Below are 10,053 nucleotides of genomic sequence, written 5' to 3' on the forward strand. Positions count from 1 at the left end.
ATGCTGCGGATAGACCCGTCAATTGAATGAGTCCTGAGCGGCCGTCGACGGCCGTGCACCTGCTGCCACCCGAGCGCCGGGCGCCTGGATGTGCGCAAGATCAATGCCGGCCGTTTCGTCGATAAGCACACCTGCCAGGACGGTGACCACGCCCAATCCCATGACATAGCAGACGTACAGATAGCCAAGGTCGGCGCCGCCAAGGTAGCTGTGCAAATAGGGGGCGGAGCCACCAAAGATCGCCACCGACACCGACGACACCAACCCAACGCCCTGCGCGCGCGCCTGGGTGGGCACCTGCTCGCAGAGCACGGCGGGAAAGATCGCCGCGATCAACGACCAGGCGCCCAGCCCCAGGACTTGAGCCAGGAACAACGTGTAGGGCTCAGTCGTCACCATTATCGAAATGGGATAGGTCAGCCCGATCACGCCCAGGCCCCAGGCGATGACCATGGGCCGGCGGCCTACCCGATCGGACAACATTCCGCAGATCGGCAACCAGCACACACAGAGAACCTGCGCCAAAAGGCTGGCCACATAGGCCCCCGTAGGGTCCATGCCCTGGGCAATCGCCGTCGAAGCGCCGAACGTGACCCAGGCGTAGTAGGTGACGTTGGCGGCCGCAGCAAGCATCACGATATTGCGCGCGACGCGCAGCATCTCGCCTCTGGACAATTTGCGCGGCGGCCGAGCCAGCCCCTGCTGTTCCACGAACACGTGGGACTCCTGCGCACCGCGGCGCAAAAACAGCGCATAGATACCCAGCAGCCCACCGATGGCGAAGCCGATCCGCCAGCCATAGTCGCCCATGGCCTGCGCGCCCAGCAGCCAGGTCAGCGCCGCCGCCACGGCGGTCGCAGCCATCACGCCGAGCGTCACCCCGACGTAGACCGAACTGGACCACAGGCCACGGTGTTTGCTTGGGGCGATCTCGGCGACATAGGTGTAGGAAACCCCCGTCTCGCCGCCATGGGCAAGCCCCTGCATCAGCCGGAAAAACAGCAGCGCGACCGAGGCATACAGACCAACGCTCTGGTAGTCCGGGATCACCGCGATGCCAAGGCTGCTGATCGCCAGCAGCATCATGGTGATCACCATGACGGTGCGGCGCCCCAACCGGTCGCTCAGCCGGCCGAACAGCCAGCCGCCGACAGGTCGCGCGACAAACCCCACCGCAAACACGGCAAGGGTCGCGAGCATGGCCGAGCGGGCATCGGTCTTGTCGAACAGATTGCTCGCCAGGTACACCGAAAAGGTTGCGTACAGGGTCCAGTCGAACCACTCGAGCGCATTGCCGATACCGGCCGCGCGCAGGGATTTGAGGCGTCCTTGGTGAGACGTCGTATTGTTCATGGTGTATCTCCGGGTTACGGACGGGATCGAAGCGGCTTGGGGAGCTGGATCAGAGGTGCAGCGCCGGGTTGTTCCCGGCAGCGCCATGGGCGGAAGGAACGCGCACACGCAGCGCAATCAGCAACGCGGCCAGCAGCATCAGCACGGCCGCCGCCACGAATACGCCTGCGCTGCCACCGAGGCTGAACATCGCACCGCCAGCCGCCGCGCCTGTGGCGATGGCCGACTGCACAGATGCCACCACCATGCCCCCGGCGCTTTCCGCCTGGTCAGGGACCGCGCTGGCGACCCAGTTCGACCACGCCACCGGCACGCCACCAAAGGCCAGGCCCCAGACGGCCAACAGAACGGCCTGCCCCGGTACCGAGGCCGGCAACAGGACCAACGCCAGTGCCGCAACGCCCACCAGCGCGGGCATCAGCACCAGGGTGGCCAGAGGGTGACGGGGCAGCAGCCACCCGGCTACCAGCGTGCCGACAAAGTTGGCCACACCAAAACCCAGCAGCATCAGCGACAGCCCTTGCGGCCCAATGCCGGTCGTACCTTCGAGAAATGGCCGAATATAGGTGAACATCGCGAAGTGCCCGCTGTGCACCAGCACACAACCCAACATGCCCACGGCGATGCCCGGCCGCTGCAACACCTCAAGCACCGTGCGCAGGCGTGCCGGCCGACGCGGCGCAAGGCTCGGCAGCGTGAACGACTGGAAAGCCAGGGTCACCACCCCCACCGCCGCCGCAGCAAAGAACGCGCTGCGCCAGCCATAGAGCCCGCCCAGAAAACTGCCCAGCGGCACCGCAACCACCGTCCCGATGGCAATGCCACTGAAAATGATCGAGAGCGCTCGCGGCAACAAAGCACCCGGTACCAAGCGCATCGCCACCGCCGCCGCCATGCTCCAGAACCCGCCCAGGGCGATGCCCAGCAAGATACGCATCACCAACAGCACGGCGAAACTGGAGGAAATCGCCACCAACAGATTGGAGGCGATCATCAAGGTGGAAAACCCCAGCAGCACCCAGCGTCGATCAATACTGCGCGTCAGGCCAGGCACCAACAGGCCGGCAAACAGCGCCACCACGGCCGTCACCGTTACCGCCTGGCCGGCCAGCGCTTCGGACACACCCAGATCAGCCGCCATCGGCGTCAACAGGCTGGCCGGGAGGTACTCGGCAGTCAGCAAGCCGAACACGCCCATGGCCAGCGAGAATACGGCCATCCACGCGGGGGTTGCAGGTTCTACCTCCAGCCCGGCGCCAGGACGGCTGTCGGGTACGGCGTTGCATACAAGGTCAGTCATTGCACGGATCTCCCAATCTTCATGGCGACCCGCAGTCTAGGCGCGAGGATCTGGATGATCTATGATCGAAAACCTCGATTTCTTGACCGAAACACCTGAACAATGCCGACAGATCAATTTGCTCTCTCCTCCGATCTCATCAACGAGCTACTGCGCGGCATGCGCCTGCGCGGTGTCGAGTATCGGCGTATCCAGGCCGGTCCGGCCTTCGGCCTGGGCTTCGCTGCCAAGCCTGGGCATGCCTGGTTCCACTTCCTGGCGGTCGGCAACGCGGTGCTGCGGATGGAAGACGGGACCACCTATGCGCTATCAGCCGGCAACGCCGTGTTCATCTCCCATGGCGCGGCCCACCAACTGCTCTCGCATACGGACGCGCCTGTTCAAGACATCGACCTCCTGAACGGCGAGCCCCTCGGCGACACCGTCAGCGCCGTGGACACCGGAACCGATACCGACCCCACGCCGACCACGATCGTATTCAGTGGCTGCATGGAATTCGAATTGGGCAGCCTGCATGGCCTTGGCAAGCTGATGCCGGGCCTGATGCTGATTGATGCCGGCGGCCAGCGTTACCCCGGACTCGTGCCTATCCTCAGCACCATGGAACGCGAAGTCAGCGCCGCACGCGTCGGCTTTGCCGGCATCCTCGCGCGACTGGCCGACGTGGTCGCCGCCATGGTCGTTCGTGGCTGGGTCGAGTGCGCCTGCGGCAACGCCTCCGGCCTGGTCGCCGCCCTGCGCGATCCACGGCTGGCAGGTGCACTGCTGGCGCTGCACCAGCAACCCGGCCGCGACTGGACCGTCGAGCAGTTGGCGGAGCAATGCAATACGTCCCGCTCGGTGTTTGCGGAGCGTTTTCAACTGACGATTGGCATGACCCCGCTGCGCTACGTCACCGAAGTGCGAATGCGGCTTGCCAGCCAGTGGCTGACGCTGGAAAGGCTGCCGATTGAAGAAGTGGCGCAGCGTTTGGGCTATACCTCTCAGGCGGCGTTCAGTCGGGCGTTCAAGCGTGTTACGGGTAACACGCCTGGGTTGAGTCGCAGGCTAAGACAGGTCGCGATTTCCTGAAGCCGCAGGAGGGAAATTCAAAATCCCCGCTTAAATCTGAAACTGCCTGGTCAACCGGTTCAACCCGGAAGCGAGTTTGGTCAGCTCGGCAGTAGCGAGGGCCGTTTGGCTTGCCCCCACGGAGGTTTCGCTGGAAAGGTCGCGAATGCTCACCAGATTTCGATCCACTTCACGCGCCACCTGGGCTTGTTCTTCCGATGCCGTGGCAATCATGAGATTGCGCTCGTTGATCTGGTTCAACGAGGCGGTGATAGCCGCCAATACCGCCCCCGCCCCATTGGCCATTTCCAAGGTTTTATTGGCCTGGACACTGGTTTGGTTCATCGACGACACCGCGCCGCTGGTACCCGACTGAATCGAGCTCACCATTTTCTCGATTTCCTGGGTAGATTGCTGAGTGCGATGGGCCAAGGCTCTGACTTCATCGGCCACTACCGCGAAGCCGCGACCCGCCTCTCCCGCTCGGGCCGCCTCGATTGCCGCGTTGAGTGCGAGCAAATTGGTTTGTTCAGCAATGGCCCGAATCACGTCCAGAACCTTGCTGATGTCGGCAGCCATGACGGCCAGGGATCTCACCTCGGCGGAACTGGACTCAACATTGGAGACCATCAGATTGATCGCAGTCACGGTGTCTTCAACTTGAGCACATCCGGCGATCGCCGCAGAGCTCGATTGCGCGGTCAGCTCGGAAGTAGAGGTTGCATTGCTCGCAACCTCCTCCACAGCGGCGCTCATTTCGGTCACCGCAGTGGCGGCCATTTCAATCTCGTGACTCTGGCGCTGGAGGGTCCGCGAAGCCCCCTCGGTGACTGCATGCATTTCTTCACACGTCGCGGCCAACTGCGTGGATGAGTCACCAATCAACGTCAGCGCCTGGCGCAGGTTTTCTTGCATGAGCGCTAACGCCCTGATCAACCGAGCGGCTTCGTCGGTACCTTCGAGCTTGATATCCTTGCTCAAATCGTTTGCCGCGATACGCTCGGCAATTTCCAGTGACTCACCAATGGGCCGAGTCAGACTGCGGGTGTACATCAGCGCGAGCAGCAACGAAGCCGCCACGGCGACAGCGATGAAGAGGCCCACAATCAACAGGGTTTGCTGATAGGTATCGTTGGCGTCAGCGCCGGCTTTCCTGGCTTTACCATCGTTGACCTCGACCAGACGGGCGATCGATTTTTCCACCGCCTGGGCGGCATCTCTCATTTGGCCATTGGATATCGCCACTGCAGTTTCAAGTTGCCCGGCCGTAATTGATGCCAGATAAACATCCTGCGCAGCGGTATAGCCACGCTGTGTTTGTACAAACGTCTGATACGCTTCTCGGCCTTGGGGGGTCACGATCAGCGCGCCCAAGGATTGCAGGTAAGTGTCGATCAACTGTCGAGACAGCTGGATATCGCTGAGTGCTTTGGTCCTGCGATCCTCAGGTTCAAGGGGGTTGCGCAAGCGCGCGTTGTTACCCCTGATGCTCACGAACTCTCGATCCAGCTGCCCGAGCAATTTGACGCTGGGCAGGACATTGGTCTCGACGTATTGCTCCGCGGCATTGAGACGGTCAGCTTGGCGCAGCGCAAGCAATCCAATTGCAATGATCATCACGCAGAAAAAACCGAAGCACAGGGCAGAGCGTGAGGCGAGGTTCAATTTTCGGAGGATCATGGCGGGGTAATCTGAGGAGGTGTAGTCAGTTATCGCCTTGAGTTTGCGATACTTGAGCACCGGGACAGGTTTTACACCCTTGGAATTGATTGCAGTCGCGTGGGTGATTCCGCTGGTCAGCCAGCAAGCCGCAGGCCATTGACTGACTTAAAGCTTGCTCCACACCTGTCGATAACCTGTAGGAAACCCCGCGAATCAAGGACTGATTAAATGCTATCGCCCGTCAGCTCCACCTCCATCGCGCCGGCCAACACTCGCCTCACGCCTTCCGACCAGAAGCTCGAGCCCCAGCCGATGACGGATACCGCCAAGAATGCCCTGGCACATGCCGCGCCAGCGGTGATCTACCATCCCAGTGAAGGCGCCAGCGCCACGGTAGAGCCGCTGGAGGCCGTCGACACCTGGATCGGTCGCTCCCAATCGCCGGACTTCCCTCGATTTGCCGAGCTGGCCGCCAGCGCGCACGGTGTGCTGAAAGCCTCTTTTCAGGCATTCCAGGCGACGCTGTCGAGCAGCGCTCCCGACCTTGCCAGTAAAAAGTATGGCTTCACGGTCGAGGCCGATGGCAAGCTCAAGGTGCTCGATACCGCCGGCCAGCTCAGCAGCTCGGACACCCAGCGGCTCACCGACCTGCTCAACAAATCCCTTGGCCTCAAAGCGGCAGCGGTGACTTATCGTGATGCCTCCATCGACCTGGTGGACGCCGATTCACCCTGGTCGGGCAGCTACATGGGCTTCTACAGCCTGACCAAGGAAAACTTCGCCACCACCATTGACCTGGCGCCCTTGTTCAAAGACACGCGCACCATGGTTCCAGCGGAATTCAAGGATGCGGTTTTTTTTACTCAGCTGTCCTACAAAGGTGAGCGGGCCACACGCGAGACGGAAACCGCCATGTTGGAGCGACGCGCAGCGCAGCGGTTTTCCGCGCAGGCGTGATAAGCAGGACGGTCACCTCTTGCGTAATCCACATTGTAGTGAGCGGGCTTGCCCCGCGCTGGGTGGCGAAGCCGCCCCAAATCAGGCGACTGTGTTCTATCTGAAACACTGAAGCGTTCTTATTGGGGCGGCTTCGCCACCCAGCGCGGGGCAAGCCCGCTCACTACAGGGAATTTTCAGCGTTGAGCGCTGTGTAGGAAAGCCTGCGACGTGTCCTACACCAAGCTTGCGCACCTTGCCGCATTGCCTACAGTTGCGTCAGAATCCGCCGGCTTGTGCGCTTGAGTGGGCGTCTCTAAGGTGGCTCGGTCGCTGACACTTCAGTGATCGGGTTTAGTAGCCCGAGGTGTAATTTCCGCTTGGTGCACAAGCGTCATCCTCCAGACTTCCCGTCTGTGCTTGATGGCGGCTGTGCGCAGGGCACCTTCGGGTGCGCCGGCTTTGCGGAATTCCCCGGTCTACTAACCTGCGTACAGCTGCCACCCTTTCGTTTAGTAGCGAAGCGGAGTCGGCCCTAAAAGGGGAATTTCGTATATGTACAAAGTCACGCCTAACCCTCCAAACGATCCCGACCTGAAACTGAATCAGGCGGCGCATCGTGCGATTGATCACTACCTCAACACCGGCGCCGAACCGCCAGAGCCCCCGCCTCCGCCCTCGACAACGCTGTTCAGCGTTGCTGACGATGCCAGCAGTGAAGTGCTGATTGCCAATAGCTATGAAACCTTTTCTTCGGTGACCACGCTGCTGCTTGACCTGTCGGATGAGCTGACGGGGAAACAGCGGGATGTCGCGTTGGCGATTCACCAATTGAGTGAAATGGGGGTGTTGTTGGTGGATAAATTGATGGAGCGGGAGGGTGCTGGAGCGGCTGGCTAACGTTTCGTGAACCGGTAGGCCGCCGAGTCGCAGTGACCATTGCTACGACGACTCGGCGATTTACCTGCGGGTATCTGCCAGGCGATATAACGCTTGAGCGTGGGATGTCGCCAGCCCTGCACGCTGCAAATTACGGCGACTTTGCGAGCTGGGAAGCGCGGTTGCGGCAATCAAAAGGCTGCCGTACTTCTTTGCTTGCTCTATCCGGTGGGCTATCAGAGCTGCATGGAAGCCCAAGCCTCGTGCGTTTTTTCGGGTGGCAGCCGTCCCAAGGTACGCGACGCCATTGGTGGCCAGGTACATCAACGCTCCTGCAACTACCTGTCCATCCGATTTAAGGACGTAGATTTTCAGACGTTCATTTGACATCAGTCCTGCGAACGAATCCTGGCTCAACTGAAGATGCTCCGGCTTTGTATGAAATCCACTCGCATGCACAGCGGCGAACTCAGGAAGCGTTTGTGAAGTGGCCTCTTCGATTTCGAATGAATGCGGGTTCAAAACCACGTCGTCGATGGAGCACGCGAGTTGCAGGTGCGTCCATCCCCTCAGACGCTCCAGTCGTCCCTCTCCCGCAAAAGCGTACGGTCCCAACGTCGAGGCCTTCCCGATAAGCGGCGTTACAGTCGAATACTCTGCTGACTCCTTGAGCAAACTCAAGAGTGACTGCGGGCTGCCGGTGCTGTCGCCGTAGATGCGATTGAGCATCGGGCTGGGTGATGCCTTCACTTGAAAGCAGGGAAAAGCGTCGTTGAAAAACACACGAGCACCAAAAGGGTTTCCACTTACCCGAGACAAGCTCTCGACGCGGGAACACAAATACTCGCTTTCAGCGGCCTCGATCGCATGAGCCATTTCGACGTCCATGTGCATGCTCCTTATCGCGTGTTTTCCAGGGAAGGTATCGGCCAATCAAACAATACGCACCTGCAAAGACACCTGCCAGCAGATAGATGGAATTTTAAATATCGCTTGATTTGGCCGGTTTTCACTGTAAAAAACCTGCGGACATTCAACACACCATCCGCTTCAAAAAGGTCACAGGGAATGAGATCGGTAGAAAACAATCCTCCACAGTTCACGCGTATACCGGTGGCAGCCATCGGCGTCGGGCTGGGCCTTGCCGTTGCCATCTACACAACCGGAAAAGGCCCCTTCTTCCTGGAGAACTTTGCATACACCTGGTTACCGCAAGCGGCAGTGCTTTGCATAGCGCTGCTGTGCAAAGCGTCACGAATTTGAACGTCAGCTAAAGGTCGTACTTCCCTTCTCAATATCAGTAATCGGCCGATTGTTTTGAAAAGTCGGTTTTCCCAATCGCCCCATAGCTGCCCTACGCGAAAAGACGGGAGTCGGCCAGAAGTAAATGTCACTCACGTGACCATCAAGCGTGGCGCTCATACGTTAGGTAGCCATGGGCCCCCGTGCCGGTACACAGAAAACCCGCTTTCTGGTACATCAACTTCGCAGGGTTGTCAGGCCGTACACTTAAACGCAATTGAGTGAATCCCTGGGCTGCCGCGTCCAGCGCATACGCCTCCAGAAGCGCCATTCCTACGCCGCTACGTCTATGGTCTGCCACTACATGAATGGTACTAAGTTCTGCGAGGCCTTGATCCGGCGCCCAAAGCGAGTATCCCGCGAAGTGATCACCCATGAGCGCGATGGTAAGCCGTTCAAAATTTTCCACCCAGCGCGTCAGGTGCCGCTCCAGTTGCAAGCGCCACGTGATTTCATGCTCTGGCTCCCAACACCGAATATAGCTTTCCTCGCCTCGGTAGACCGCGGGGATATCAGTTACGCATGCTTGCCTTAATCGTATTGCCATTCCATTAGCACCCTGATTGAACGAGACCGCATGATAGGGCGCACTTAGCCTTTCGCAAAGCTCGCGAACCCCAATGCTGTGATCGCCTGATTGTTCGTAGAACGCGCTCCGCGTACCGATGCGTTCGCTGGGCCACATGTGCCGCATGATTGAGAACGCGCTGATATGTTCGCAAGGAATCTACCATTCGCTGCAGCACAAGCGAGACAGAGCTCTTGCCAATTCGCAGCTGGAATCTAACAATATGCAAACCGCTCGCTTACGCCAGCGAAGCCGCCCCCCCCTTGATTGTCAGGCCTCATGAACGACATCTCACTAAACTTCAAAAATCGATTCGTCGCATCTCTGCCGAAGATTCCCGCAGGTCTCGACCTTCATCTTGACGAGTTCGTTTTGTTTGACTCTGAGTCCCTTCCCCACCGTCTCGCAAGAGAAGACTCAAGCTTTCTGGCGGCACAAGGGCTGCCGCGTGATGCCGCGCCGTTTCTTTCGTTCTATGCCTACTCACAGTCGGAAATTGAGTCACGAGTACACATTTTCGGCTTACCCAAATCTTATTTCCCTATTGGTCACAACGGTTCTGGCGATGTTATTGCTATTGACATGGACAGCCGACACGTCATCTGCTTCAACCACGACCACTACAACGAGAGCGTTTTCATAAATTCCTCTCTTGCGCAATTTGCTCAGAGCCTCTGTATCTACCAAGAGCACCTCACCACGGAGACCATGGCTAATTGTCTCGACGCCATTGCAACCATAGACTCACGAGCAACCGATCTTGGGTCTATGTGGCAAACCGAGGTGAGCTCGGAACTGGCAGCTGAACCCTAACGATTCATCCAATCTGACGCCGCTTCGCTATGCAGTGTGATTCAGACGGTGCTCATCTACACGGAACAGGAACAGATTCATTTACCCACTCGCAAACCTCCGCTGCTGGCCATATTTGCCCGTCAAAAGGGGCTGCAATTAGCCAACCGCGTCCATCCGTCGCACCCCTCAAACTCCCCCTCCTGCCCCC

The 10,053-nt window shown here is 59.4% G+C and carries 10 protein-coding genes; 5 read left to right on the forward strand and 5 right to left on the reverse strand.

The window, feature by feature from the left end:
* Window positions 1–18 precede the first annotated feature (18 nt).
* Both H0Z09_RS18325 and H0Z09_RS18330 read right to left on the reverse strand, forming a co-directional pair.
* Window positions 19–1,353 (reverse strand): MFS transporter, encoded by a 1,335-nt coding sequence (locus tag H0Z09_RS18325; RefSeq protein ID WP_186692135.1) that lies wholly within the window; start codon window positions 1,351–1,353, stop codon window positions 19–21.
* Between the two features lie 49 nt (window positions 1,354–1,402).
* Complete coding sequence (locus H0Z09_RS18330) at window positions 1,403–2,653, reverse strand: MFS transporter (RefSeq protein WP_186692137.1); 1,251 nt, start codon at window positions 2,651–2,653, stop codon at window positions 1,403–1,405.
* Between the two features lie 102 nt (window positions 2,654–2,755).
* On the opposite strand from H0Z09_RS18330, the gene H0Z09_RS18335 reads away from it, so the two are divergent.
* Complete coding sequence (locus tag H0Z09_RS18335) at window positions 2,756–3,724, forward strand: AraC family transcriptional regulator (RefSeq protein ID WP_186692139.1); 969 nt, start codon at window positions 2,756–2,758, stop codon at window positions 3,722–3,724.
* 30 nt (window positions 3,725–3,754) lie between these two features.
* On the opposite strand, the gene H0Z09_RS18340 is transcribed toward H0Z09_RS18335, so the two are convergent.
* Complete coding sequence (locus H0Z09_RS18340) at window positions 3,755–5,383, reverse strand: methyl-accepting chemotaxis protein (protein WP_186692157.1); 1,629 nt, start codon at window positions 5,381–5,383, stop codon at window positions 3,755–3,757.
* Between the two features lie 210 nt (window positions 5,384–5,593).
* Between H0Z09_RS18340 and H0Z09_RS18345 the strand changes: the two genes are divergently transcribed.
* Both H0Z09_RS18345 and H0Z09_RS18350 read left to right on the forward strand, forming a co-directional pair.
* Complete coding sequence (locus H0Z09_RS18345; RefSeq protein ID WP_186692141.1) at window positions 5,594–6,322, forward strand: hypothetical protein; 729 nt, start codon at window positions 5,594–5,596, stop codon at window positions 6,320–6,322.
* 534 nt (window positions 6,323–6,856) lie between these two features.
* The gene (locus H0Z09_RS18350) at window positions 6,857–7,201 is read left to right on the forward strand and encodes a DUF6124 family protein (RefSeq protein WP_186692143.1); all 345 of its coding nucleotides are present in this window, start codon (window positions 6,857–6,859) and stop codon (window positions 7,199–7,201) included.
* Window positions 7,202–7,261: 60 nt separating this feature from the next.
* On the opposite strand, the gene H0Z09_RS18355 is transcribed toward H0Z09_RS18350, so the two are convergent.
* Window positions 7,262–8,068 carry a GNAT family N-acetyltransferase gene (locus H0Z09_RS18355; protein ID WP_186692145.1) on the reverse strand — a complete coding sequence of 269 codons (807 nt, stop codon included), beginning with the start codon at window positions 8,066–8,068 and terminating at the stop codon, window positions 7,262–7,264.
* On the opposite strand from H0Z09_RS18355, the gene H0Z09_RS27380 reads away from it, so the two are divergent.
* A complete protein-coding gene (locus tag H0Z09_RS27380; RefSeq protein ID WP_238340270.1) occupies window positions 8,048–8,443 on the forward strand; it encodes a hypothetical protein in 396 nt (131 codons plus the stop codon). The genes H0Z09_RS18355 and H0Z09_RS27380 overlap by 21 nt on opposite strands.
* Window positions 8,444–8,585: 142 nt before the next feature.
* Here the strand turns inward: H0Z09_RS27380 and H0Z09_RS18365 are convergent, their stop codons facing one another.
* Window positions 8,586–9,176 (reverse strand): GNAT family N-acetyltransferase, encoded by a 591-nt coding sequence (locus H0Z09_RS18365; protein ID WP_346656800.1) that lies wholly within the window; start codon window positions 9,174–9,176, stop codon window positions 8,586–8,588.
* A gap of 153 nt (window positions 9,177–9,329) precedes the next feature.
* Between H0Z09_RS18365 and H0Z09_RS18370 the strand changes: the two genes are divergently transcribed.
* A complete protein-coding gene (locus H0Z09_RS18370; RefSeq protein WP_186692149.1) occupies window positions 9,330–9,863 on the forward strand; it encodes an SMI1/KNR4 family protein in 534 nt (177 codons plus the stop codon).
* Window positions 9,864–10,053: the final 190 nt, after the last annotated feature.

Origin of the sequence: Pseudomonas sp. SWRI18 (assembly GCF_014268345.1) — a bacterium.
GTDB classification, from domain to species: Bacteria; Pseudomonadota; Gammaproteobacteria; order Pseudomonadales; family Pseudomonadaceae; genus Aquipseudomonas; species Aquipseudomonas cedrina.

Bases quoted from the DNA above. Each gene is read 5' to 3' on its own strand.
- H0Z09_RS18325 (WP_186692135.1), bottom strand. From the start codon at position 1,353: ATGAACAATACGACGTCTCACCAAGGACGCCTCAAATCCCTGCGCGCG.
- H0Z09_RS18330 (WP_186692137.1), bottom strand. From the start codon at position 2,653: ATGACTGACCTTGTATGCAACGCCGTACCCGACAGCCGTCCTGGCGCC.
- H0Z09_RS18335 (WP_186692139.1), top strand. From the start codon at position 2,756: ATGCCGACAGATCAATTTGCTCTCTCCTCCGATCTCATCAACGAGCTA.
- H0Z09_RS18340 (WP_186692157.1), bottom strand. From the start codon at position 5,383: ATGATCCTCCGAAAATTGAACCTCGCCTCACGCTCTGCCCTGTGCTTC.
- H0Z09_RS18345 (WP_186692141.1), top strand. From the start codon at position 5,594: ATGCTATCGCCCGTCAGCTCCACCTCCATCGCGCCGGCCAACACTCGC.
- H0Z09_RS18350 (WP_186692143.1), top strand. From the start codon at position 6,857: ATGTACAAAGTCACGCCTAACCCTCCAAACGATCCCGACCTGAAACTG.
- H0Z09_RS27380 (WP_238340270.1), top strand. From the start codon at position 8,048: ATGAGCCATTTCGACGTCCATGTGCATGCTCCTTATCGCGTGTTTTCC.
- H0Z09_RS18355 (WP_186692145.1), bottom strand. From the start codon at position 8,068: ATGGACGTCGAAATGGCTCATGCGATCGAGGCCGCTGAAAGCGAGTAT.
- H0Z09_RS18365 (WP_346656800.1), bottom strand. From the start codon at position 9,176: ATGCGGCACATGTGGCCCAGCGAACGCATCGGTACGCGGAGCGCGTTC.
- H0Z09_RS18370 (WP_186692149.1), top strand. From the start codon at position 9,330: ATGAACGACATCTCACTAAACTTCAAAAATCGATTCGTCGCATCTCTG.